Raw genomic sequence first — 23,906 nt, 5'->3', positions numbered from 1 at the left:
TTGATTCCCTTTCTACTTTGCTTCCCTTCGTGTGCCTTCGTGCCCTTCGTGGACGACTCATCTAATAAATGGGGGATCCACTAAGGACACTAAGAACCACGAAGAACAAAAGCTAGTCTGGGGCGATGCCCTCCGTTAAGTCCCTTTCTACCCTTCTTGTCCGCCGTAGCCTGGCGAAGGCGGATTCTCCTTTTGTGCCCCAGTTGATTGATCTCCGATTGACTTTGAGGCGCGGCAGAGGCTACATTGGCGGGACTTTGGAGCCGCTTTTGCGGGATTGAGGGCCAGCGTTTTACGGGTTATTCGAGGGCAGATTTGGACGAACATCAGGGGCGGCGGACGCTCCTTTTTTTGGGTATATTCTTCACGACGCTGTCGCTTCTGATGCTCGAGGTCAATATCACGCGGCTTTTCTCGGTCGTGATGTTCTACCATTTCTCCTTTCTTGCCGTAACGATGGCGCTGTTTGGACTCAGCGCGGGCGGCATCATAACCTACGTTTTCGCCGAGCGGCTCATCAAGAAAGAGCGGCCGCCGCATCTCTCGGTCTTTGGCGTTCTTTTCTCGGCCTCGATTCTCGGTGCATTTCTCGCATTCAAGTGGTTTCCGTTCGAGGCGGCGATGACGGCGAGCTCGTTTTTGAGGCTTCTCGTGTTATGCCTCGAGTGGACTGTGCCTTTCCTCATGGCCGGCATCTGCGTGGCTCTTGCTCTGCGTGCCTACTGCCAGCTAGTAAGCAGGCTCTACTTCGCAGACCTCGCCGGCGCAGCGTGCGGCTGCGTGGGCATCGTGGTGCTGATGCAGAAGTTCGGCTCGCCAACGGCCATCCCGATCATCGCGGCAACTGCGGCTTTGGGCGCGGCATTCTTCGCGGGATTCGAGCGGCGTCGAGCGTGGATTGGCGTCTCGGTCGTGGGGATATGCACGCTGCTGTCCATCGCGGCTTTCAGCCACCGCGACGGCATGCTCGAGGTAACGTCGAAGCGGGACCTCGTGTTGATGAGGAAGGGCGAAAGGCCGAACCTTCTTTTCGTCAGGTGGAATGCGCTATCAAGGGTGGACGTTTTCAACTGGCATTCCGTGCCCGGATGGGGCGTGAGCAAGACCTTCAAGGGCGCTCTTCCGAAAATGCTGGCGGTGCAGATCGATGCCGCGGCAGCCACGCCACTTATTAACTTTGATGGCGATTTTGCAAAGCTCAAGTTCCTCAAGTATGACGTAACCGAGATAGTCTATTTCCTAAAGCAGCATCCAAGCGTCTTCGTGATAGGTCCCGGCGGCGGTCGGGACGTTCTCTCGGCGCTGATGTTCGGGGCAAGAGCGGTCTTCGCTGCCGACATCAACGGGCTTATCGTCGATGTCGTCGGCAAGCATTTCGGGAGGTTCGTGGGAAACATCTACGACCGGCCCGACGTAACGGTTGTGGTTGACGATGCGAGAAGCCAGGTCCGCCGCTGCAAGCGCAAGTTCGACATAATCCAATCCTCGATGACTGACACGTGGGCGGCAACCGCTGCGGGCGCCTTCTCCCTTTCGGAGAACAATCTGTACACGCGGCAGGCGTTCAACGAGTATTGGCAGAAACTTACTGATGACGGTCTATTATCTTTCTCTCGCTACGTCTCCTCGCCGCCAACGCAGACGCTGCGCGTTATGTCTCTTTGCATCGCCTGTCTCGAGGACCAGGGCGTGAAGGACCCCGCAAGGCACGTTGCGGCGCTAGCCTGTCCGCCGGCCGGAACGACAATCCTCAAAAAATCGCCGTTTACTGAGGATGAGATCGACCTACTTCAGAAGATCGCTGAGACGCTTGACTACAAGGTCTTGTTCCTTCCGGGACGGGGAGGGGACCCGACGTTCACCAAGCTGATCGAGAGTAAGGACAGAGACGCATTCTTCAGGCAGTATCCCCTGGACGTATCGCCGCCAACCGACGATCGTCCCTTCTTCTTCAACCTTCTGAAGCCCTTCTCAATGTTTAGCTCGCTCAAACACCTCGGAGGCGCTCTAGACCACAACCTATACGCTCAAATCGTGGTCGTTTTCCTGTTCTTTGTGTATCTTGCGCTCAGCCTATTGCTCATACTCTTGCCGCTCTACTTCAAGAGTGGCAGGCTAAAGAGCCTTTCCGCTAGCGTTTTGCCGAGGCTTCTCTATTTCGTCTCGATTGGCCTGGGTTTCATGCTCGTCGAGATATCCGTAATGCAGAGGATGACGCTTTTTCTTGGCCATCCAACCTACTCGCTTGTCGTAGTGCTTTTCTCTCTGCTGCTGTTCGCGGGCATCGGCAGCCTGCTAACGGAGCGCGTGGGGCCACGATGGTCATCAGATAAAGGCGCCGGGACGCCTGACGGTGCTCCTTCGCGCGCAACGTCGATAGGACAGCGCCGGCTGAGGCTTGACTGTGCGGTCTCTGCCCTGGCAGTGATCGTTCTTTTGGGTCTGTTCATCGCCTATTCCGCGAGATTCCTTGAGCGCTTCACGTCAGCGGGGCTGCCTGCCAGATTCGCTGTATGTGTGGCAATGTTGCTGCCGTTCGGGCTGGCCATGGGCAGGCTATTCCCGCTTGGGATCAAGTCCCTTTCCGGCAGTGAGGAATTCCTGATCCCGTGGGCCTGGGCAGTCAATGGCACAGCTTCGGTGCTTGGCTCGATCCTCGCCATCATCACCGGGATGTGGGCTGGGTTCACAGCATGTCTCCTGCTTGCTATACTCTGCTACGGCCTCGCCATTGTCGCAGTCGCTCGCCGGAAGCCCGCATAACCTTACTACGCCAACTATTGCCTCGCTAATTTGCTTAGTGAGTGTAGGGAAGTTTTTAGACCGCCGTGTCTGACCTAGAGATTCGAGACGCAGCGGTGAGATGATGTATTCTTTGGAATATATAACTGCGGCGCATGCTAGAACTTGGGCTTTGAGCTGTAAGTCATGACGAAGCTTGACAGATACATATTCCGGCAGATGCTGGGACCCCTTGGGCTGTGCATCGCGCTGATAACGACAATCCTTGTCATGCACAGGATGCTCCGGTTGATGGAGATGATCATCAACAAGGGTGTTCCTGCCTCGGTCTTCTTTCTGTTTTTGGTGTTCCTGCTCCCATCGCTCTTGGTGCTTTCGGTTCCGATGGCGGTGCTGGTGGCGATTTTGATGACCTTCTCACGGATGTCGGCCGACAACGAGATTGTTGCGCTGAAGGCTAACGGCATCAGTCTCTTCAGGATGCTGCGTCCGCCACTCGTGCTGGGGATTCTGGGCTGGCTGCTGTCTTCAGCGATAATGCTTTACGTCCTGCCCTACGCTAACCGCCCTGCCAAGGAGAAGATCATTGAGATAGCCACCAAGCACGCTGACGCCCAGATCGAGCCCAGGGTCTTCTATGACAAGTTCAAGGACTTCATGCTCTACGTCCAGGAGAAGCTCCCGGACGACCCAACCATGCACGGCATATTCGTCTCCCACACCAATGACGCGGGCGACCAGCAGCTGATGGTTGCAGCGAGGGGACGTCTTTTCTCTGACCAAGAGGGCGAGCAGACCTACCTCAAGCTTGAGAATGGCAGTATCCATGAACTACCCCGGTCCCACGCGAAAAGATACACCGTCTCGAGTTTCGCCACGCAGAACCTTCCATTGCTCAATGAGCAGACAAGAAAAACGCTCAAAAAAAAGGTCCCATTTAGCCACCGTGAGATGACGGTTGCGGAGCTGAAAAACGTCATAGCCGAAAACCTCAAGCAGTTGAAGGCCTCTAAGAATGCCTACTTAGAGGCCGTTGAAAAGGGGCCTGCCAATGGGAGCAATGAGGAAAACACAAAGGGCCTCGAGCGATCATATCGCTATTGGCAGTGGGTCCATAACTCCAGCCGCGTCGAGCTTCACAAAAAATTCTCGTTGCCGTTTGCCTGTATAATCTTCGCCCTCATCGGTGTTCCGTTGGGCATCTTCAACCGCCGCAGGAAACAGGGCGGCAGCATCGGGATGAGCCTGCTACTGTTTCTCGCCTACTATGTACTTCTCTCGGCCGGCCAGAATCTTGGCGACAACGGCGACCTGTCGCCAATGCTTTCGATGTGGCTCCCCAACATAGTCTTGGCCATCTTCGCCGCCTTCCTGCTTTACTACTCGGCCCTGGAGAGGAAACCGAAGCTCTGGCTGTCGGATGCGCTGTTTCTCTTCTTTGCACGGGTGAGAAGCCGGCTTTCGGGGCTCGGTGCGAGAAGGAGACTTGGGCTCAGACCCTCAACTGGGGCAAGGTTGTCCGGATACTGGGTCGGCAGCGGCAGGCCTCGCTTTCCCAGGCTTCTAGACCGCTATGTCGCCGCGAAGTTCGTGCGCATCATGGCGATAGTGGTCTGCGGGCTGATTCTAATCTTCTGCGTCGTGAATTTTGTGGAGGTCATTGACGATGTAATCGAGCATAAGTCCGGCGTGATGTCGGCGCTCAGATATGTCGCCCTTTCAATCCCCCAGCTGCTCTTCTGGGTCATCCCCATGGCGGTGCTTGTGACGGCGCTGATGACCATAAACCTGATGTCGCGGAGCAACGAGCTCGTAGTGTTGCAGGCTGGTGGGACGAGCCTACAGCGCATATCGGCCGGGGTCTTTGCAATTGCGCTGCTGGCGAGTGCGGCATCGTTTCTTCTTAGTGAATACATTGTGCCCTATACGAATCAAGAGGCGTACAGGGTCAAGCATGAGGAGATCAATCTCCAGAAGAGAAAGAGCAAATTCGCCAAGTACAGGATTTGGTACAGAGGCGTCGGTAACCGCATATACAACATCGGCTACATCGACCAACGCCCTCGAGAGCCCATTATGAAGGACATAACCATCTTTGAGTTCGACAGAAGCTTGAATATCGAGCATATCTTGCAGGCCGAGAGCGCCTATTACACCGACGGCAAGTGGTTCTTTGAGAACGTGGACTTCAAACGAATGACGCCAGAAGGGCCGAGGTCTGAGATAATGGAGCGTCTGGTGCTTCGGCTAGATGAGACGCCGGATGACTTCATCAAGCTAAAGCCGGAACCCGACGAGATGAGTTACGGCCAGTTGAGTCGATATATCGAGGAGCTCAAGAGCGCAGGATACAGCTATCAGCAATACGAGACCGATCTAATGAACAAGATAGCGATGCCCATGATTGCCTTCATAATCGCGCTCATCGCTGTGCCTCTTGGAGCGATGGCGGCCAGAAGTGGGAGGCTGGTGGGGCTGGGGGCCGGGATCGCTATCGCGGGCGTCTTCTTCGTGGTCCATTCAACGTTCATATCTTTCGGCCACAGCGCGCGGATACCTGACTTTCTTGCTGCCTGGTCAGCAAACATTCTTTTCGGCACGACAGGACTATTTCTCTTCTCTCACGCAAGGACCTGAGAGTGTCTATCATCTGCCACTGGACGGGTCTAAAAGTCAGGGCCGATTCGTGCGGCTCGGTGTGCAGAGATGGTTCTCGTCCGACAATCAGATTGGAGCGGGGAACGTTGCGGCTGCCTCGCGGCTGGAGGGCAGAAGCTCCTGCCCGAAGGGCAGACCATGGGTAGCCGCAGGCGCAGCCTGACGGTCCGAATAGCGCCACAATCCCCCTTTCTAACCTCCCCGTTGCGTTGCACGCACGGCTACCCACGGTATCCCCTGTCGGGGATTTGCAGCCTGCACCCCTCGTTCGCACCCGCTAGCTGAAAGAGCCAGCAACTCGGCCGTCGACATGAACTCCCGTGCCCACGTGGCAGCCAGCTTCAGAGCTCAACTTCAGAAACGATCAATCTGATTATCGGGGCCTCTCAGTCAGGTTGACATACCGGTGGAGAGGGTTTATTGTAATCGCTGATGCGAGCTCGAGGGTATTGGCGGGGTAGAAAGGCCGTCCAGCGGAGGAAGGATGTTATTTTTTGAGGAATGAGGATAGGTAGCGCTTAAAGAAGGGAGTGATGTATTGAACCTGAAAGGGAGCAAGACTGAGAGAAACATTTTGACGGCGTTTGCGGGCGAGTCGCAGGCCCGCAATCGCTATACATATTTCGCCGGCGCAGCGATGAAAGAGGGCTTTGTGCAGATATCAGCCATCTTCGAGGAGACCGCTAACCAGGAGAAGGAGCACGCGAAGCGGCTGTTCAATTTTCTCGAGGGCGGCGAGGTTGAGATAACCGCAGCGTTTCCGGCTGGTGTGATAGGGACCACGGCGGAGAATCTCAAGGCTGCCGCGGCTGGCGAGCACTACGAGCACTCGGAGATGTATCCGGGCTTTGCTAAGATTGCGCGTGATGAGGGCTTCGAGGTTATAGCAAGGGTATTCGAGGCAATTGCCGTTGCCGAGAAGCAGCACGAGAAACGCTACTTGGGCCTTCTGGCAAATGTCGAGGCGGGCACAGTTTTCAAGAAAGACAAACCTATCGTCTGGCGCTGCCGCAACTGTGGCTATTTGCATGTCGGGACTGAGGCGCCTCAGTCGTGTCCGGCCTGTGCGCACCCGCAGGCACACTTCGAGGTTTTGTGCGAGAATTGGTGACCCAGTATATCTTATATCTAAAGTGTTTTGTTTAATTAGGAGGAGATGTAATGGTGGAAGGGATGCCGCTGATTGGGGATAGGTTCCCCGATATGGAGGTTCAAACAACTCATGGGAGGATGAAGCTGCCGGACGCGTTCGACGGCAAATGGTTCGTGCTGTTCAGCCATCCGGGGGACTTCACGCCGGTTTGCACGACTGAATTCGTTGCATTCCAGAAGCGTTTTGAGCAGTTCGAGGAGCTTGGCTGCAAGCTGATTGGGCTGAGTATTGACCAGGTCTTCTCTCATATTAAGTGGATTCAATGGATTGAGGAGAACCTGGGCGTCAAGATTAAGTTCCCTGTCATTGCTGATGGTCTGGGGGATGTGGCCAAATCTCTCGGGATTATCCACCCTGGCAAGGGCACGAACACGGTTCGCGCGGTTTTCGTCGTTGATCCCCAAGCCATCCTTAGGGCGATGGTGTATTACCCTCAGGAACTTGGGCGGAATATGGACGAGATCGTTCGTATGGTCAAAGGGCTTCAGGTCTCCGATGCCAACAAGGTAGCGATGCCGGCTAACTGGCCTGAGAACGAGCTGGTCAAAGACCACGTGATAATCCCACCCCCGTCAGATGAGAAGGGTGCCAGCGAGCGGAAGGCACAATATGGGGAGGGCTGTTATGATTGGTGGTTCTGCCACAAGAAGTTATAGGAGGGCTAGGCGATGACCGAGATGCTTCAAGTTTACAGGTGCGAGGTATGTGGGAACGTCGTAGAGATGCTCCACACTGGCGTGGGGGAACTTGTCTGCTGCGGTGAGCCGATGAAACTTTATGCGGAGAACACGACTGATGCGGCTTTGGAGAAGCACGTTCCGGTAATCGAGAAGCTCGGATCTGGTTCTCAGATACTCACGCGCGGCCTTGGTGGCTCGAGAGGACCCCGGTTCAAGGTGCAGGTTGGCAGCGTGGCGCACCCGATGCTAGAGAAGCACTACATCGAGTGGATTGAGCTTCTGGCTGACGGTAAGGCATATCGGCAGTTCCTGAAGCCGGGCGATGCTCCGGAGGCAACTTTCTGTGTCGAGGCGGACAAGGTAACGGTCCGCGAGTACTGTAACGTCCACGGACTCTGGAAGAAGGAGCTGTGATCATGATGGGAAAGAGAATCCTTGAGGCCTTCAACAAGCAGATCAAGGAGGAGCTTGAATCGGCCTACTTGTACCTGTCGATGGTGAGCTACTTTCACTCTGTTGGGTTTGATGGGATGGCGAGTTGGATGCGAGTGCAGGCCGAGGAGGAGCTCGGGCACGCCATGAAGTTCTTTGACTTCATAAACGAGCGTGACGGGAAGGTGGAGTTGCTGCCTATCTCAACCGAGCGACAGAAGGATTGGTCTTCGCCTCTTGAGGTGTTCCAGGCGGCATTCGGACACGAGCAGTTCATCACGGGCAAGATCAACGACCTTGTGAAGATTGCACGGGAGGAGAACGACAGCGCCTCTGAGGTCTTCCTGCAATGGTTCGTTACTGAGCAGGTAGAGGAAGAGGCGAATACCTCGAAGGTGGCTCAGATGCTCGAGAGGCTCGGCGAGTCGGGCCATGGTTTATTCATGATGGACCAGAGGCTGGGTGAAAGGGCTACCGCGTCTGGTTCGGTCGGGGAGAGATAAGCGATGTCAAACGAGGAATCTATGGACGAGGTCGCGAAGGGGATCGCCGAGGCGATCAGGACAGAGAACGAGGGGAGATACTTCTATCTGATGGCAGCGAACAGCACCACTGATCCCAAGGGCAAAGAGGTGTTTAAGACGCTGGCTGACGAGGAGGAGGTCCACATGAATTATCTTAAGAAGCAATACCTGTCGCTTCTTGAGCATGGCGAGTTTGACAAGAAGTTGAAGCTGGGTCCCAAGGCGGATTTCTCCGGAGCGAACCCGATATTCTCAGAACAGTTGCTGGAGCGGCTTTCGGATGCTCATTATGAGATGAGTGCGCTTTCGATAGGCGTGCGGCTCGAGCTATTTGCCTTGAGCTACTACAAGAGGCGGGCTGAGGAGAGTTCTGACGCTTACGCCAGAGGATTCTTCAATGAGCTCGCGGAGTGGGAGACCGGCCATTATCGCGCGCTCCTGACGCAGCTTGATGCTCTGAAGGATTTCTATTGGGAGGCTGCCGGCTTTGCGCCATTCTGACGTGCAACAGGGAAACAAACGATGAGTATCACGTTTAACGCTGACGAGGTTTTTGAGGTAGCCGAGCAGATCGAGAGGAACGGCGCGAATTTCTATCGACGTGCGGCGGAGGCATTTGCAGGCTCCGACTCTCATCAGCTGCTAACTGACCTCGCCAGTTGGGAAGAGGGCCACGAAAGGCTCTTCGCTGACATGCGCGAGCAGCTTTCTCGGAGAGAACAGGAACCTGTGTTCTTCGATCCCAACAACGAGGCTGTCATGTATCTGCGAGCTATGGCGGACGATCACGTTTTCAGTCCTAAGAAGGAGCTCTCTAAGATATTGACAGGCAACGAGGGACTGGTGGAGATTCTCCGAAAGGCTCTTCGGTTCGAAAAGGACTCCATCGCTTTCTACCTGGGAATGAGGGACTTGGTTAGCGTGGAGCTTGGCAAGGACAAGGTGGCCAGGATAATTGAGGAGGAGAAGAGCCACGTCGTCATGCTGACCAAATGGATTGACAAGTTGGGTGAATAGACGCTCGTATTCTAGACGAGGTGACCGTTCGGCCATCCTTAGTGGGCACGCTGGAATGAGACCCCTGGACACGCCATCTATTGCCGCACAACGGCCAAGGGGCGTGGGCAATATGAAAAGGAGGATAGTGTGAAGGGACCCGAAAGTGCAGTCAGAGTTACTGACCATGTGTATTGGGTTGGTGCCATTGACTGGGGCATTCGGAACTTCCACGGCTATCTGACCAGTCGCGGCACGACGTACAACGCATATCTCGTTCTGGCCGACAGGATCACCTTGATAGACACCGTCAAGGCCCCATTCGTTGACGAGATGCTCGCACGAATCGCCTCGGTTGTGGAACTTGATAAGATAGACTACATCATCTCGAACCACTCCGAGATGGATCATACTGGCGCATTGCCCGGGACTATCGAGGCAGTGAAACCTGAGAGGGTCTTTGCCTCAGTCATGGGCGCAAAGGCGATCTCCAGTCATTTCGAGCTCGGCCGCGAGGTGGTCCCCGTGAAGAATGGCGAGAGCCTAAGCCTCGGCAACATGAGCCTGACATTTGTTCATACGCCGATGCTGCACTGGCCGGACAGTATGCTGTCGTATCTGGCCGAGGATGAGGTCCTCTTCTGTCAGGATGCGTTTGGCATGCACCTTGCCTCGACCGAGCGATTTGACGATGAGATAGGTAAGGATGTTCTGGTCGATGAGGCAGCGAAATACTACGCCAACATCCTTTTGCCGTTCTCTCCGCTGGTAACGAAGCTTATCGAGAGTCTTCCGACGCTGGGACTCATGTTGAAAACTGTGGCGCCTGACCACGGCCCGATCTGGCGGGCAGGTTTCGAGAATGTGCTACGGCTGTATTCCGAGTGGGCTGCGCAGAGGCCGTCCATGAAGGCGGTGGTTCTTTTCGATACGATGTGGCACAGCACAGAGATGATGGCCAACGCGCTCTGCGAGGGGTTGAAGGAGGGCGGAGCGAGCGTCCACGTTATGCCACTTGGATCTTGCCACCGAAGCGAGGTGGCGACGGCAGTGATGCAGGCCGGGGCACTTCTGGTCGGCTCACCAACCATGAACAACAACATCTTCCCCTCGGTCGCGGATGTCTTGACCTATTTGAAGGGGCTGAAGCCCAAGAACCTTCTTGGCGCCGCGTTCGGCTCGTTCGGCTGGAGCGGCGAGGCTGTTGGTCATATCAATGACTTTTTGAGAGCCATGAAAGTCGAGCTCGTGAGCGAGGGCGTCAAGTCCAACTACGTGCCGAACCGGGAGTCGCTCGATGAATGCTACTCGCTGGGTACTGATTTGGCTCGCAAGATGAAGGAGAGATGCTGACATGGCGGCCGAAATAGCCCCCGGAGCATTGTTTTGTATAAGCTATGGCCTGTATATCGTGAGCTCGCGCTCTGGCGATAAACTGAACGGTCAGATCGTCAACACGGTCGTCCAGGTTGCTGCGAGCCCTCCGAAAATTGCCGTCAGCATCAACAAGGAGAACCTGACGCACGAGTTCATTTCCGAAAGCGGCGTTTTCGGTGTCTGCGTGTTGGACCAAACGACGCCCATGACGCTCATAGGCAGGTTCGGCTTCAGGTCCGGACGTGACATTGACAAGTTTGATAAAGTCGAGCACAAGCTTGGGCAGACAGGCGTCCCGCTCGTAACCGAGCATGTTCTCTCGGTGCTTGAGGCGAAGGTCATTGACGCAGTGGACGTGGGCACTCACACGTTGTTCGTCGGGGAGCTTTTGTCTGCCGAGATCGTGGGGACGGGGGACCCACTTACTTACGATTACTACCACAAATATCTGAAGGGCAAGACGCCCAAGAATGCGCCGAGTTATGTCGAGACCCAAACCCAGGCATGAGAAACAGTATTAGAACAGGAGCGAGGCCAATGACTAGATATGTCTGCACTGTCTGTGGATACCTTTATGACCCCAAGATGGGCGACCCGGACGGCGGGATTGAGCCGGGAACCGCATTTGAGGACATCTCAGATGACTGGGTTTGTCCCGTCTGCGGCGCCGGAAAGGATGCCTTCGAGGCGGAGGAGTAGGGCGAGATCGTAGATAAGCAGACGCTTGAACGGCTATACGCGAGATACAACAGACGCGAGTTCGTTCATCCAGACCCGCTTGAGTTTCTCTACGATTACCGGGACCTCCGCGACCGCGAGATAGTGGCGCTCATCGCATCGTCACTAGCCTACGGTAGGGTCGCACAGATTCTAAGGAGCGTTTCCGGCGTTCTCGACCGGTTGGGACCGTCGCCTTACGAGTTTTTGCTTGATACGTCGAGCGATGGCCTGCGGTCATTGTTTTCGGGATTCAAGCACCGTTTCACCACTGGGGGCGAGCTCGTTAAGCTTCTCATTGCCACGAGGCGTGTGGTAAGGTGTTATGGTTCCTTGCGCGAATGCTTTGGGGCTGGACTGAAGGACGGTGATGACACTGTGATGCCGGCGCTTGAGAGGTTCGTTGACGAGCTCAGACTCGCTCGCAGCCAAAGAGACGTTTCCAACAGCCTTCTCCCATCGCCGAGGCTTGGCAGCGCGTGCAAACGTCTGAACCTTTTCCTTCGTTGGATGGTGCGGCAGGACAATGTCGATCCCGGTGGATGGCAGAATGTCGAAGCCTCGAGACTGGTCGTGCCTCTGGATACACATATACACAGAATGGGGCTTGCGCTGCGCTTGACAGACAGAAAGAGCCCAGGTATTCGCTGCGCCCTAGAGATTACGGAAGCGCTGAGAGGTTTTGCACCCGACGACCCCGTGCGATACGATTTCGCCATGACGAGGCTTGGCATAAGGGAGGATGCCGATCCCGAATCCTTCCTCGAGGAATGTCGGCGGCGCGGAGATGAGGCTCATGCTTGATATCATCACTGATGTATTATCTGAGTTCTGGGGCGTGCTTGGTGAGATGTCGCCCTACCTGTTGTTTGGCTTTCTCGTGGCTGGGGTGCTGTCAGTTTATATCTCGGCGGATGTTGTGCGTCGTCATCTGGGCGGAAAGGGCCTCTTGCCAGTTATCAAGGCGTCGCTTTTCGGGGTTCCACTGCCGCTGTGCTCCTGCGGCGTCATTCCTGTCTCCGCCTCATTAAGAAGACAGGGGGCAAGCAAAGGCGCCACGACCGCTTTTCTGCTTTCTACGCCTCAGACGGGCGTTGACAGCATCTTCGTTACGTTCAGCCTTCTTGGGCCAGTCTTCGCCGTATTCAGGCCGATAGCGGCACTTCTGACGGGCTTCATTGGCGGCTCGCTTGTATCACTTCACGAGAAGGACGGGGAGGAGGTTCAAGAGAGCACCGAATGCACGTGCGCAACCGGGGCCTGCATGGTGCATCCCAAGGGCAAGAAACTGGCGCAGGTGTTCAAATACGGTTTTGTAACCTTGGCCGGGGACATCGCAAAGCCGCTCTTCTTCGGCCTTGTGGCTGCTGCGCTCATCTCGGCACTCATACCGCAGAATTTCTTTGCCGAATCGCTTGGCAGAGGTTTTCTAGGCAAGCTGCTGCTGATGGCCGTTGGGATACCGATCTATGTATGCGCTACGGCCTCCGTGCCTATTGCCGCGGCGCTGATTGCGATAGGTGTTTCTCCCGGTGCTGCGTTTGTTTTTCTTATGACAGGACCTGCGACGAACGTTGCCACAATCGCTACTGTTTGGAAGGTTATGGGACGCAGGGTCGCGGTTATCTACCTTCTCACTACAGCTGGATGTGCCCTGTTGTTCGGGACAATCCTCGATGCGATCTACACTTCCACATCCCAAACCGTGGAGCCCTACATGCCCTGGATGCTGCCGCCGCAGCTCAGGTCTGCGAGCGCCATAGTCCTTCTGGCGGTGCTTGCCTGGTCAAAATACGCAAGCAGACACGTTCATCATGAACCAATCCCCAAAGACAAGGAGGAGAGAATGCTGGTACTGAACGTTACGGGAATGACTTGTAGCCACTGCGTTGCGGCTGTAACGCGGGCGTTGAAAGAAGTCGCCGGAGTCGAGACGGTTGACGTGAATCTCAGGACTGGCAAGGCGCTTATTGATGGCAAAGACCTCGATGCCGAGACGCTCTGCAAGGCCGTGCAGGAGCTTGGCTACGGCTGCGCTGTGAGCGCGGAGCCGTCATCTTGACGTCCTGTCGCTAGCGATCGGGTAATGGACGGGATGCGTAACGCAACCAGGGGCTTCCTACGCGACGCCGGATAGCAGGAGAACGCCGAGGGGCTAGGATGGGACTATCTCGTTGGCAAGGACTGCGTCGGGAGCTATCTTGGCGCCTCGCCAGACGACCGATCGCGTGATCTTTGCTCCGCGGCCCACGCTGGCGCCCTCGCCCACGATTACGTAGGGCCCAACCGATGCGCCTTTGCCGATTGAGCAAGACGCACCAAGCGCAACGGGAGGCTCGATCTTCGCCCCGCTAGACACATCGATGCCGAGCTTCTCCATGGTTTCCGCTTGGTCATTGTGTTTGATAATCGCGTAGTTGCCGGCCATCTCGACCGCTCGCCGAAGCGGGCTTGAGCCGTCAAGAACGTCGAAATGCGCCTGTAGGTAGCCCTCTTTATCCCCCAACTCTTGCCAGTAGCCGTTATGCACGAATCCCTGAACGAGCAGCCCTGTGCGCAGCATCTTGACGTTCGCCGACATCACCGTGTCCGGCCGGCCAGAACATAGGTACTCGAAGATGGCTGCCTCGAGTATGTGCAGGCCGCAAAACACGTAGGACGGGCGCTCGCCGTCAGCAGTGCCGAACAGCCCCCCCAGCATCGAGATGCGGCCCTCAGCATCGGTCTGGATCGGCGTGTACTTCTGCGATTTGCGCTGGGCAAGGAGCAGCGTTGCGGCGGCGGCTCTCTTTGAGTGCATCTGGACCACGTGTTCCATATCTATTGACGGATCGAGAACAAAATCGCTATTGACGGCCAGGAAAGTCTCGTCACCGAGGAGCCGCTCCGCCCTCTTCAGGCCGCCGCCAGTCCCGAGCAGCTCCTGCTCCTTTGAGAAGTGTAGGCCAAACTTGCTCCGCCAGCGAGACAAGATGTGCCGCTTGATGGTCATGGGCCTGTGGAACAGGTTCACCACGATTTCATCTATGCCCCAATCCGCAAGCTGGGATAATGTGTAGTCCACTAACGGCTTGCCAAAGAAATCCACCATCGGTTTGGGGACGGTCTCTGTGATCGGTAACAGCCGCGACCCAACGCCCGCACAGAACAACATCGCCTTCATTGAATTGTGCCTCGCTGTGGCGTCCAGTGTCGGAGAGCGGATTTTGAAGGTCTAGGACCTCGGCTCTGCTTGGCGCTGCCGCTGGATTTGAAGCGCATCGTCATTTTTTGGCGCTAAAACAAGCAGTTAGGATATCTCCTGCCTTGAACACAATGATCGGCAGGTATAAAAGCTGAGTGATGAGCGTTCTGGACGCAACGTCAGGGATGAGGCGCAGGCCGAGGCGCGAGTTAATTGATTCGGCGAGATGGTGCAGGCTGGCTTCCATTGGGAAATGAAGTGTCTGGAGCCTCAAACCTACTTTTTCGGCCATCATGGACAGTGCATCGGAGCCAAACAGGAAGAGATGTCTGGGAAAATCGTAACCAGTCCAGTGCTCTTTGAACGTTCTCGCTGAGAGTGAATTTGGGTTGGGCACGCTGATCACAACCGCCCCCTGGGGAGCGATTATCCTTCGCGCCTCGCGCAGGGCGCGCATGGGATCGGCAAGGTGTTCGAGTGAGTGCGAGAATATGACAAGATCGAACTGGTTGTCCTCATAATTGGCTTCCCAGAGCTGCCCGCAGAACGTGTGAACACCGAGGGTTGCGGCCAGCACCTTGCACGCTTCGGGCGAGATTTCTGTCCCGAAAAGCTCCGTGTCAAGGTGCGAGAGAGCGTCCAGCAAGAGACCGTTGCCGAACCCCACCTCGAGCACGCGGGCAGGCTTTCGGCGGAATTGGAAGAGCCGGCGGTTATAGACTAGGGTTCTGAGAAGCGAGCTCTGTCGAACAGCAAGCGGGAAGACGGAGGTTTTGCACACAAAGTCCCAGAGAGCCGCAAGTGGTTTTGTCGGGGCCCGATGCGAGCTACTCTTGTGTTTTTCGGCTTCGGGTTTCTGAATCAGGCCATAGCTGCGCAGTATGCAAGCCTGAAGCCGCTGCTTCAGACGGGAAGGCTTGTGCATAGCGGCCTGGCGAATCGCCCGGAAATCCCTCGCGTAGTATTGGTCTGGATACAGAAGGTCAATGCTCTCGGCTGTTGGCTTGGGCTCGAGAAACAGAATGCCACAGTCGGGGCACCTGATGAATGCAAACTCCGGCGAATTACTGCCGAGAGCTGGGTCGTTCCCCCTCACGACCACTTCACCATCTTCTCGACCGCAGAGACAGCATGCGCCCTTCTCGAAGGTCAGGGCGCTTGAGCCGGGCCCTGCGTCCTGGCTCATCGAGACCCGAATCAGACCAGCCTGGAGAGGAAATGGTCGAACACTATTTGCGACCACGATTCCATTTGCGGGTGGATTGAGGCGAGCTCCTTAATCTCGATGAAGTTGCCGGTCATTTTGGATGTCTCGCGAATCCGAACGCTGTTGTTTGAAAAGAGCGCCTGAAACACAATGCCGAAATGGACTCTTCCGACATCGGTTGTGTCATCGTTAATGCATCCAACGAGCCGACAGGCATACTTGTTCGAGATGTAGAGCTCCTCGTGTAGCTCACGTTCCATGCCTGACAAGAAAGCGTCGAAGAAGTCCGCCGGCCCATCCTCCGGATTCACATGCCCGCCGATACCGAGGGATAGCTTGTCCCAGAGCCGACTCTCCGATTGGCTGTGAAGGCGCCTCATTAGCAGGACACTAGTCCCGTATCTGATGATGACGTAGGGGATAATCTGTTTCAGCGACGGGTCGTTTTCGGCATCATCACGCTCAACAAACCGATAAGAACCGGACATAGCCTTTAGCACTTCCCACGCAACCTCGGTGTTGCCGAAAGGCTCTAGAACAGGCTTGCTGGAGCGGGAGAGCACCTCCTGTTCAGGGCCAGCCTGCATTGATGCCGGCGGCCGCAAATGGGCCACGGTCCGCTCCAAAACGTCGCGAGGCACGACCAAGATTCGCTCTGACGACATGACAGTTACCCCAAATGGATTCAGACAGCCTGCTCAATGTACTCCTATCGGACATTCCCAATCAAGTACGTAATTCGGGACATCTCATCTTATTTCTCAATCCCCTTTCGCGCCTCGACCCCCTTTTGATAATAGTGCTTCACCTCTACCATCTCGGTTACGAGGTCTGCCCGCTCAATCACCCTTGGATCGGCCTTGCGGCCAGTGATCACTAGCTCCACGTCGTCGGGCTTGCCGTCGATCACAGACAACAGGTCCTCGACCGAGAACATTCTTAAATACGTCGCGATGTTCGCCTCGTCCAGGATGACGAGCTGATACTCGCCAGATGCGATGCAACTCTTGATCTCCGAAAGGCCCTTCTGCGCCGCCTGCACGTCCGCCTCGTTCGGCTCGTCGTAAATGAGCACCCCTCGGCCAAACTGCTTGACCGTGATCAAGTCCGACAATCGCTTCAGGGCGTCAAGCTCGCTGGAGTGCATGCCCTTGACGAACTGCGCAATGAAGACCTTGAGCCCGGCGCCGGCTGCCCTGAGGGCGAGGCCCAGAGCTGCTGTCGTCTTGCCCTTGCCGTTCCCCGTATAGACCTGAACGTAACCTCTCATTGACCCTCCCTGCGACAATAGGTGTGTGCATAAGTGATTTGTTCACTCATCTGCGCCGCCACGTCAAAATTGACACGCCTTCCGTGCTTTGTAAAGCCGGACACCTCTACCCTACAAACCAGACCTTCCGGCTTCCAATAATCAGATTGGAGCGGGGAACGTTGCGGCTGCCTCGCGGATGGAGGGCAGAAGCTCGTGCCCGAAGGGCAGACCATGGGTAGCCGCAGGCGTAGCCTGACGGTGCGAATAACGCCACAATCCCCCTCCCCGTTGCGTTGCACGCACGGCTACCCACGGTATCCCCTCTCGGGGATTACAGCCTGCACCCCTCGTTCGCACCCGTTAGCTGAAAGAGCCAGCAACTCGGCCGTCGACATGAACTCCCGTGCCTACGTGGCAGCCAGCTTCAGAAACGACCAATCTGATTATCGGGGCGGCCGAACAGCAGTTGTTGATCGACAAGCAGTTGAGGTATCATGGACTAGAATAATTCACCATGGGAGACGATAGTGGGAAGTTCTAAGAATGCTGCTAGCCGAGGCGAGCCGAACCTCGCGAAGGAGAATGCTCGGCTTCGGACGTTGGTTGAGATCAATCAGAGGTTGCACGAAAGCCTCGACGTTGACCAAGTTCTCTCAACGATAGTTGACGTTGCGATGCGGAGCCTCGATGCGGAGCGGGGCACCCTTTATGTAGTTGACGCCGAAAGTGGTGAGCTATGGTCTCGGATTGTGCAAGGTGAGAATGTGCGGGAGATAAGGCTCAAGGTCGGTGATGGCATCGCAGGCTACGTTGCCAAGACAGGAGAAACCGTCAACATCGCCGACGCTCACAGCGATGAGAGATTCAATTCAGGCGTTGATGCTAGGACCGGCTTCCGGACCCGGTCGATGCTCTGCATGCCGCTCGAAGACCACGCTGGCAGGCGAGTGGGCGTGATTCAGGTTATGAACAAGAGGTCTGGGGTCTTCACGCAGGATGACGAGGAATATCTGTCGGCCCTCTGTGTTCAGGCGGCGCTTTCTCTTCAAAATGCTCAACACGCCGCTAGCCTGTCTGCTCTTTCAAGGCGGAATCAGGACCTGGTCGAGGTATTGGAGAGGCGGCTGCACGATCTTCAGGACCTCAAGATGATCTCGATGCAGAACCTGGCGCGCGGGATCGCGCACGAGGTCAACAATATGCTCGCCAAGATCCAGGGCGGTGCGCAATCTCTTGAGCAGAGCGTTGAGGACCTGAGGGGTACTCTGAGCGCTATCATAAAGGGCGAGGAGGTTGACACGGAAGAGCTCGGATATCTCGTCGAGGAGGGGCTTCCCGCGCCTCTTGGCGGAATCATGGAGGGGAGCGAAGGAATCGCCGAGATAGTCAAGAGAATAAGGGGATTCGTCAGACTTGACCAGGGACCGGTTCAGTTCACTGACCTCAACGAGGATATCGAGAACGTCATCAAGGTATGTTCCAGCGACATTAAGGAGGCAGGTGTCACGGTCCAGAAGCGTCTGAGCGCGCTGCCAAAGGTCGAGTGCAGACCGTCCGAGCTCAACATGGTACTCCGCGAGCTTCTGCGCAACGCGATCTACTACGCCAGCGAGGGCAAGGCGGCGCCTGAACCAGGACGCGTGCTGATCCGCACGGACGTTGTTGATGACGGCAAGCTGGTTGAGACGTCCTTCCTTGACAGCGGTCCCGGGATATCGAGAGATGCTTGGGAGAACATATTCGACCTTTTCTACACGACTAAGCCGGAGGGCTCAGGATATGGGCTTGGGCTTTCCGAGTGCTATGCAGTGGTCAAGAGAAACGGTGGGACGCTGTCGGTTGAGGAGCTTTTGAAAGAGGACGCCAAGGATTACAGCACAAGGATGGTGCTGCGCCTCCCTACTCGACGTGAGTGATTGTCCATCTCTTGGACTGGCGGCCGCGGCCGTTCGCGATTCTGGGTTGCTACTTTTGGCGGATAGAGCATGAACGTTTATTGACGTCCGACGCTACGGGAGTAGTATCAGCCTAAAGACCGTATCGTTGGAGACCATGCGGGGACTAGCATGACCGCTAAAGGCCAAACTAGAGAAGACGAAGAGCTGAGGCAACTGCGCAAGGAAGTGGCACGGCTGGAGGAGCTGATTGAGATCAACCAGCGGCTTCACAGCTGTCTCGGCGTTGATGGAGTTCTTCAGACCATTGTCGATGTTGCGACGCGCTCACTTGAGGCAGAGCGAAGCACGCTTTACGTGATAGACGACGCAGAGGGCGAGGTATGGTCCCGCGTCGCTCAGGGCGATGACGTTGGTGCGATCAGGCTCAAGATAGGAGAGGGAATAGCAGGCCATGTTGCCAAGACCGGGGAGACCGTTCGGATTCCCGACGTGCACACTGACGAGCGGTTCAACCCGAGGGTTGACGCGGAGACAGGGTTCATAACGCGCTCGATGCTCTGCATGCCGCTTGAGCTGTCAGATGGCAAGCGAGTGGGCGTGCTTCAGGTCCTAAACAAGAGGGACGGGGCCTTCACTGAGGAGGATGTGAAGCATCTTGCGGTTTTGAGTGTTCAGGCCGCGCTCGCGCTTCAGAACGCGCAGTATATCGCGCGGCTTTCATCGCTTTCTGAGCAGAACAGGCGGCTGGTCGAGATGTTGGAGCAGCGCTTGCAGGACCTTCAGGACCGCAAGATGGTTTCTATGAAGCATCTTGCGAGGGGCATTGCGCACGAGGTGAACAACGAGCTCGCCAAGGTCAAGGGTGGGGCGGAGTCCTTGCCTGAGGACATCGGTGAGCTTCGAAAGATGGCGGCAGCACTCCTTCGAGGCGACGAGGTTGACACAGACGAGCTACGTTATCTCCTGGAAGAGGGCATTCGGCTGTCTGTTGACGGCATCCTCGAGGGCACGGGCGGTATCGAGGAGATAGTGCGGAGGATACGTAATTTCGTGAGACTGGACCAGGAGCCGGTTCAATTCACCAACCTCAACAGCGACATTGAAATGGTCATCAAAATGTGCTCAACCGACATTGAGGATGCTGATGTTTCGGTCAAGACCCGGCCCGGCGAGCTGCCCGACGTTGAGTGCCGGCCGCGGGAGATCAACATGTTATTGAGAGAGCTGCTGTGGAATGCGATCTATTATGCGAGCGAGGGCAAGGCCAAAGATGTGCCTCGACTTGTGCTCATTAAGACAAGCGTTGCCGGTGATAAGGAATCTGTAACGGCATCCTTTTTGGACAACGGCAGAGGGATACCGAAGCAGTTGCGGGAGCACATTTTCGATCTCTTCTACACTACTAAACCTGAGGGCTTCGGCACGGGCCTGGGGCTTTCGGAATGTTACGCCATTGCCATGAGAAACGGAGGCAGTCTAGTTGTGGAGGACACGGGCCCCGAAGAGTCGCAGTTCTCGACCAAGATCACGTTGCGCCTCCCCGTGAGGGTTCGGTGAGCTCTGAGCGTTGACAGTTAACTTTCGCAGCTATAAATGAAAACCGGGTGTATGTAGTCGAATGAACCAAACGAGTGAATCATCTTTGCCATCGCGGTGCAGGGCAGGCATGGCAAACGACGCCGAACGCCTGCGCAGGCCGTTTAGGCTATTACTCTTAGGCCTCGTCGCAATCGTGCTTGTTTCTGCCACGACGGATGCCGAGACGCTGCAAACCGTCAACTCCACCGCCAAAGACAGGGAAGCGGTAAGACTCACCATTTATGACGACCGGGCGCTTGTGTCCGAGACGAGGCGGGTTGAGCTGCCGAAGGGGAGGTCGATTTTGGTCTTTGCGGACGTGCCGGGCACCATCGACGCGACTTCGGTTCAGCTTCTGTCGATGGGGCGCGAGCAGTCGTTCAGTGTCGTTGAGCAGAACTACAAGAAGGCCGGCATAACCACTGATAGTCTGTTAAGAGACTCGATTGGCAAGGATGTCGTTCTGATAGAGAAGGAGCGGAGGACCAAGGGACGGCTGCTAGCGCCTGGGATATATGAGATCGAGGGCCAAGTGCTCATCGGTTATCAGGGCTCTGTGCTTCTGCCGGGAGTTCCCAAAGGCCTTTCTGAGAGGCCGGTGCTCTCGTGTGTTATTGAGGCGAGGAATCGGGGGAAGCACACGGTAGAGCTAACCTATCTTGCGTCCGGCATATCCTGGAAAGGTTTTTACACGGCGACGATCAGCGAGGACGAGAGTTCGATGTCGCTGCGAGGACTGATTTCCATCGCGAACTGGAGTGGCTCCTCGTATCAGGATGCGAGGGTTAGCGTTGTAGCTGGTTCTGTGAATCTGAGCCGGGACGAGGTCCCTCGGCCGGAGATGCAGGCGCTGAAGATGGCAGGGTCCCCCATGCCAGGCGCTCAGATCGCTCCGCAGCAGGCATTCGAGTACCACGTCTATGCCCTTCCAGGGCCAGTAACGCTCGAGCGCGACCAGCAGAAGCAGGTCGGATTCATCTCAGCCGATCGATGTCGATTATCAAAGAGATACCAGTTTGATTGGTCCTATAATTCTGGCCGCGCTGAGCCTGAGAGGGAATCGGCCAAGATCGTCTTGCGAATCGAGAACAATGAGGCATCCGGGCTGGGCATGCCTCTTCCGCAAGGCAAGGTTAGGGTGTGTCAAAGATTGAAAGGGCTGCTGCTCCTCATTGGTGAGGATAGTATCGGCAACGTGCCCCAAGGGGAGAGGTTCGAGCTTCAAGTCGGCAAAGCGTTTGATGTGGTGGCCGAGCAGAAACGGACAAGTTCTCACTCTCTTGGCCGAGAGGGCGAGGAGGCCTCGTTCTCGGTTTCTGTCTCCAACCGCAAGGAGAAGGCGATCACGGTAATCGTCGGAGAGAGAATACCGGGAGACTGGAAGATGCTCGAATCGAGCGCCGATTATGAGCGGGTAACAGCCAACCGAGTCGAGTTCAAGCTCGATGTCGGAGCCAATGAGGAGAAGACGATACAGTTCTCAGTTAGGGTTAGTAGGCGCTATTGATTGATGTCTGAAGAGTAGTGCAGAGGCTCTTAATGCGGGTGGTAGTTCTCACAGGAGGGCGACGGAGAGAATGAAGAGATTTCCAGCAGTTATATCATTATGGTTAATTCTAGTCGGTAGCGTTCTTTTGGCCGGCTCCGACAGCACCGAGTCGCCTACCAGCGCCACGGTCGCGTCGGTTGCGACAGCCGGGTCTGTCGGGACGACCACGGCGGTAGTGGCTAAACCACCCATTGTGGTTGTTCTCACCGTGTCGGACACGATCAATCCCGCCACATCTGCTTACATCAAGAGGGGGATCGACAAGGCGGCAAAGCGAGGCGCCGAATGCGTCATCATCATGCTGGATACGCCCGGTGGCGGTCTCGGCCCGACAAAGGACATCATTAAGCATATCTTGGCAAGCAGCGTGCCCGTAGTTGTCTTCGTGGCACCTCAAGGAGCTCATGCAGCGTCGGCAGGCAGCATAATCCTTCTCGCCTCGCACGTCGCAGCTATGAGCCCAGGCACAAACATGGGAGCCGCGCATCCTGTTGCAGGCGGCGGCCAGAAGATGGACAAAACTATGGCCGCGAAGGTTGAGAACGATCTCGCCGCCTACGCTAGAAGCCTCGCCGAGAAGAGGGGCAGGGACCTCAAGTGGGCAGAGGAATCGATCAGGCAATCCAAGTCGATAACTGAGAGCGAGGCGCTGAAGAAGAACATGATCGACATCGTTGCCGAGAATCTTGGGGACCTGATGCAGAAGTTGGACGGTCGCAAGGTGAGGCTGGACACGCCCAAGACGGTCGTTCTACACACAAAAGGCGCTGTGGCGGAGCGCTTCGAGCCTTCCTGGCGGGACAGAGTGCTCAGCACCATCGCGAATCCCAACATCGCCTATATCCTGCTGATGATTGGCATTTACGGCATCATGTTCGAGCTGATGCATCCCGGGGCGATATACCCCGGTGTGATTGGCGTGATCTGTCTCATCACTGCCTTCTTCGCGTTTCAGATGCTGCCGGTCAACTACGCTGGCCTGATACTAATCCTCATTGGAATCGGATTGTTCATAGCGGAGGTCAAGGTTGTGAGCTATGGTATGCTTACTGTCGGGGGAATCGTCTGTCTGGTTCTAGGCTCGACCATGCTAATCTCGGAGCCACAGACAGGCCTGCATATCTCTCTGACATATATACTCCCGGTTGCGCTCTTCACCGCTGGCCTTGTCGTTTTTCTCGCCACGCTAGCTTTCAGGGCGCACAGGCGGAAACCATCCACAGGTGCAAAGGGCCTTATTGGCGCCGTCGGAACTGTGAAGGTCGCGATCACACCCCAAGCGGAGGGCAAGGTCTTCGTTGAAGGTGAACTCTGGAACGCTTCTGCCGACGAGGCGTTGGAGCTCGGAACGTCCGTGAAGGTCGTCTCGGTTCAGGGACTGAAAGTCAAGGTCGAAAAGGCTTAATCCCGCATTTTACTCAAGTAGCACGCACCCGCTTACTGGCAGCCGAGCGGCATTTCGCTGCACTCTCGCTAAAACGATGGTCAGTGTGTCCCCTTTTGCACCGCGTCCTCCAGCTCGCGTATATGCGTCCCCAAGTGCTGAAGCGCACGTTTGGATTCTCGGTCTTTACATCGACGTTCTATGTCTCGGACGTCATTCCGTATGTTAGACAGACATCGACAGACTTGCCGCAGATCGATCGCGTTTACGTCCTGATGGAACAAAGGTTTGCCGAAGCCCGCGATAGACCACAGCAGAAGCACACTCATCGCTACTATCAAGAAGATACCTATCGATCGTTTCCCCTCGCTCATTGCTCGCTCCTTCTTATTCTCATGGCCGTCCCGTCTTTAGCTTTGCGCAGTCCTGCGATTTTTTTGCGATGTTTTTATGAAACATAGCACGTTTTCAGGACGGCAGCAAGCTGCCCACCTGGCCTTGTTGCACCCAGCAGGTGGTTTGGAGTGCGGTGGCTTGACACCGCTTTGGAGCGCCGCGGCTTGACGCGGCGGGGG

At 56.0% G+C, this 23,906-nt stretch carries 22 protein-coding genes; 17 read left to right on the top strand and 5 right to left on the bottom strand.

The features are described from left to right. Positions 1 to 315 precede the first annotated feature (315 nt). From VM163_10490 to VM163_10430, 13 genes are all read left to right on the top strand, one after another. Complete coding sequence (locus VM163_10490; GenBank protein ID HUT04306.1) at positions 316 to 2,763, top strand: hypothetical protein; 2,448 nt, start codon at positions 316 to 318, stop codon at positions 2,761 to 2,763. Positions 2,764 to 2,928: 165 nt separating this feature from the next. Further along, entirely contained in the window at positions 2,929 to 5,379 is a 2,451-nt protein-coding gene (gene lptG / locus VM163_10485; GenBank protein ID HUT04305.1) for an LPS export ABC transporter permease LptG, read from the top strand. Positions 5,380 to 5,938: 559 nt separating this feature from the next. Further along, complete coding sequence (locus VM163_10480) at positions 5,939 to 6,511, top strand: rubrerythrin family protein (GenBank protein HUT04304.1); 573 nt, start codon at positions 5,939 to 5,941, stop codon at positions 6,509 to 6,511. 50 nt (positions 6,512 to 6,561) lie between these two features. After that, a complete protein-coding gene (locus VM163_10475) occupies positions 6,562 to 7,209 on the top strand; it encodes a peroxiredoxin (protein ID HUT04303.1) in 648 nt (215 codons plus the stop codon). 12 nt (positions 7,210 to 7,221) lie between these two features. Next, entirely contained in the window at positions 7,222 to 7,647 is a 426-nt protein-coding gene (locus VM163_10470; protein HUT04302.1) for a desulfoferrodoxin, read from the top strand. Positions 7,648 to 7,649: 2 nt separating this feature from the next. Continuing rightward, entirely contained in the window at positions 7,650 to 8,168 is a 519-nt protein-coding gene (locus VM163_10465; GenBank protein ID HUT04301.1) for a ferritin, read from the top strand. A gap of 3 nt (positions 8,169 to 8,171) precedes the next feature. Continuing rightward, positions 8,172 to 8,690: a ferritin family protein gene (locus VM163_10460; GenBank protein HUT04300.1), complete on the top strand. Its 519-nt coding sequence runs from the start codon at positions 8,172 to 8,174 to the stop codon at positions 8,688 to 8,690. A 21-nt stretch (positions 8,691 to 8,711) separates the two neighbouring features. Continuing rightward, positions 8,712 to 9,206 carry a ferritin family protein gene (locus VM163_10455; protein ID HUT04299.1) on the top strand — a complete coding sequence of 165 codons (495 nt, stop codon included), beginning with the start codon at positions 8,712 to 8,714 and terminating at the stop codon, positions 9,204 to 9,206. A 129-nt stretch (positions 9,207 to 9,335) separates the two neighbouring features. Next, positions 9,336 to 10,538, top strand: coding sequence for a flavodoxin domain-containing protein (locus VM163_10450; GenBank protein HUT04298.1), 1,203 nt, complete (start codon positions 9,336 to 9,338; stop codon positions 10,536 to 10,538). A gap of 1 nt (position 10,539) precedes the next feature. Next, the gene (locus VM163_10445; GenBank protein HUT04297.1) at positions 10,540 to 11,070 is read left to right on the top strand and encodes a flavin reductase family protein; all 531 of its coding nucleotides are present in this window, start codon (positions 10,540 to 10,542) and stop codon (positions 11,068 to 11,070) included. A 29-nt stretch (positions 11,071 to 11,099) separates the two neighbouring features. Next, positions 11,100 to 11,261 carry a rubredoxin gene (locus VM163_10440; protein ID HUT04296.1) on the top strand — a complete coding sequence of 54 codons (162 nt, stop codon included), beginning with the start codon at positions 11,100 to 11,102 and terminating at the stop codon, positions 11,259 to 11,261. A 6-nt stretch (positions 11,262 to 11,267) separates the two neighbouring features. Continuing rightward, positions 11,268 to 12,083, top strand: coding sequence for a TIGR02757 family protein (locus VM163_10435; GenBank protein HUT04295.1), 816 nt, complete (start codon positions 11,268 to 11,270; stop codon positions 12,081 to 12,083). Continuing rightward, a complete protein-coding gene (locus tag VM163_10430; GenBank protein ID HUT04294.1) occupies positions 12,076 to 13,341 on the top strand; it encodes an SO_0444 family Cu/Zn efflux transporter in 1,266 nt (421 codons plus the stop codon). Before VM163_10435 ends, VM163_10430 begins: the two co-directional genes overlap by 8 nt. Before the next feature lie 93 nt (positions 13,342 to 13,434). On the opposite strand, the gene VM163_10425 is transcribed toward VM163_10430, so the two are convergent. The 4 genes from VM163_10425 to cobO form a co-directional block, all read right to left on the bottom strand. Continuing rightward, complete coding sequence (locus VM163_10425; protein HUT04293.1) at positions 13,435 to 14,442, bottom strand: NDP-sugar synthase; 1,008 nt, start codon at positions 14,440 to 14,442, stop codon at positions 13,435 to 13,437. Between the two features lie 100 nt (positions 14,443 to 14,542). After that, positions 14,543 to 15,649, bottom strand: a complete 1,107-nt coding sequence (locus VM163_10420) for a class I SAM-dependent methyltransferase (protein HUT04292.1) — start codon at positions 15,647 to 15,649, stop codon at positions 14,543 to 14,545. A gap of 11 nt (positions 15,650 to 15,660) precedes the next feature. Next, the gene (locus VM163_10415; GenBank protein ID HUT04291.1) at positions 15,661 to 16,335 is read right to left on the bottom strand and encodes a hypothetical protein; all 675 of its coding nucleotides are present in this window, start codon (positions 16,333 to 16,335) and stop codon (positions 15,661 to 15,663) included. An 89-nt stretch (positions 16,336 to 16,424) separates the two neighbouring features. Then, positions 16,425 to 16,940 carry a cob(I)yrinic acid a,c-diamide adenosyltransferase gene (cobO, locus tag VM163_10410; protein HUT04290.1) on the bottom strand — a complete coding sequence of 172 codons (516 nt, stop codon included), beginning with the start codon at positions 16,938 to 16,940 and terminating at the stop codon, positions 16,425 to 16,427. 509 nt (positions 16,941 to 17,449) lie between these two features. On the opposite strand from cobO, the gene VM163_10405 reads away from it, so the two are divergent. The 4 genes from VM163_10405 (at position 17,450) to VM163_10390 (ending at position 23,352) form a co-directional block, all read left to right on the top strand. Beyond that, positions 17,450 to 18,838 carry a GAF domain-containing sensor histidine kinase gene (locus tag VM163_10405; protein HUT04289.1) on the top strand — a complete coding sequence of 463 codons (1,389 nt, stop codon included), beginning with the start codon at positions 17,450 to 17,452 and terminating at the stop codon, positions 18,836 to 18,838. A 150-nt stretch (positions 18,839 to 18,988) separates the two neighbouring features. Next, positions 18,989 to 20,377: a GAF domain-containing sensor histidine kinase gene (locus VM163_10400; protein HUT04288.1), complete on the top strand. Its 1,389-nt coding sequence runs from the start codon at positions 18,989 to 18,991 to the stop codon at positions 20,375 to 20,377. 109 nt (positions 20,378 to 20,486) lie between these two features. Then, positions 20,487 to 21,905 carry a DUF4139 domain-containing protein gene (locus VM163_10395; GenBank protein ID HUT04287.1) on the top strand — a complete coding sequence of 473 codons (1,419 nt, stop codon included), beginning with the start codon at positions 20,487 to 20,489 and terminating at the stop codon, positions 21,903 to 21,905. A gap of 70 nt (positions 21,906 to 21,975) precedes the next feature. Then, positions 21,976 to 23,352, top strand: a complete 1,377-nt coding sequence (locus VM163_10390) for a nodulation protein NfeD (protein ID HUT04286.1) — start codon at positions 21,976 to 21,978, stop codon at positions 23,350 to 23,352. An 80-nt stretch (positions 23,353 to 23,432) separates the two neighbouring features. Here VM163_10390 and VM163_10385 read toward each other — a convergent pair whose 3' ends face one another. Continuing rightward, positions 23,433 to 23,705, bottom strand: coding sequence for a hypothetical protein (locus VM163_10385; GenBank protein ID HUT04285.1), 273 nt, complete (start codon positions 23,703 to 23,705; stop codon positions 23,433 to 23,435). Positions 23,706 to 23,906: the final 201 nt, after the last annotated feature.

The sequence above is a fragment of the bacterium genome (assembly GCA_035527515.1).
Taxonomy (GTDB): domain Bacteria; phylum B130-G9; class B130-G9; order B130-G9; family B130-G9; genus B130-G9.
The sequence above is the reverse complement of the archived record's forward strand: the minus strand, read 5'-3'. Positions and strand labels throughout refer to the sequence as shown.

Coding starts and splice junctions, on each gene's coding strand:
- lptG (HUT04305.1), top strand. CDS start 2,929: ATGACGAAGCTTGACAGATACATATTCCGGCAGATGCTGGGACCCCTT.
- VM163_10475 (HUT04303.1), top strand. CDS start 6,562: ATGGTGGAAGGGATGCCGCTGATTGGGGATAGGTTCCCCGATATGGAG.
- VM163_10470 (HUT04302.1), top strand. CDS start 7,222: ATGACCGAGATGCTTCAAGTTTACAGGTGCGAGGTATGTGGGAACGTC.
- VM163_10465 (HUT04301.1), top strand. CDS start 7,650: ATGATGGGAAAGAGAATCCTTGAGGCCTTCAACAAGCAGATCAAGGAG.
- VM163_10460 (HUT04300.1), top strand. CDS start 8,172: ATGTCAAACGAGGAATCTATGGACGAGGTCGCGAAGGGGATCGCCGAG.
- VM163_10455 (HUT04299.1), top strand. CDS start 8,712: ATGAGTATCACGTTTAACGCTGACGAGGTTTTTGAGGTAGCCGAGCAG.
- VM163_10445 (HUT04297.1), top strand. CDS start 10,540: ATGGCGGCCGAAATAGCCCCCGGAGCATTGTTTTGTATAAGCTATGGC.
- VM163_10440 (HUT04296.1), top strand. CDS start 11,100: ATGACTAGATATGTCTGCACTGTCTGTGGATACCTTTATGACCCCAAG.
- VM163_10430 (HUT04294.1), top strand. CDS start 12,076: ATGCTTGATATCATCACTGATGTATTATCTGAGTTCTGGGGCGTGCTT.
- VM163_10425 (HUT04293.1), bottom strand. CDS start 14,442: ATGAAGGCGATGTTGTTCTGTGCGGGCGTTGGGTCGCGGCTGTTACCG.
- VM163_10420 (HUT04292.1), bottom strand. CDS start 15,649: ATGAGCCAGGACGCAGGGCCCGGCTCAAGCGCCCTGACCTTCGAGAAG.
- VM163_10415 (HUT04291.1), bottom strand. CDS start 16,335: ATGTCGTCAGAGCGAATCTTGGTCGTGCCTCGCGACGTTTTGGAGCGG.
- cobO (HUT04290.1), bottom strand. CDS start 16,940: ATGAGAGGTTACGTTCAGGTCTATACGGGGAACGGCAAGGGCAAGACG.
- VM163_10400 (HUT04288.1), top strand. CDS start 18,989: ATGACCGCTAAAGGCCAAACTAGAGAAGACGAAGAGCTGAGGCAACTG.
- VM163_10395 (HUT04287.1), top strand. CDS start 20,487: ATGGCAAACGACGCCGAACGCCTGCGCAGGCCGTTTAGGCTATTACTC.
- VM163_10390 (HUT04286.1), top strand. CDS start 21,976: ATGAAGAGATTTCCAGCAGTTATATCATTATGGTTAATTCTAGTCGGT.
- VM163_10385 (HUT04285.1), bottom strand. CDS start 23,705: ATGAGCGAGGGGAAACGATCGATAGGTATCTTCTTGATAGTAGCGATG.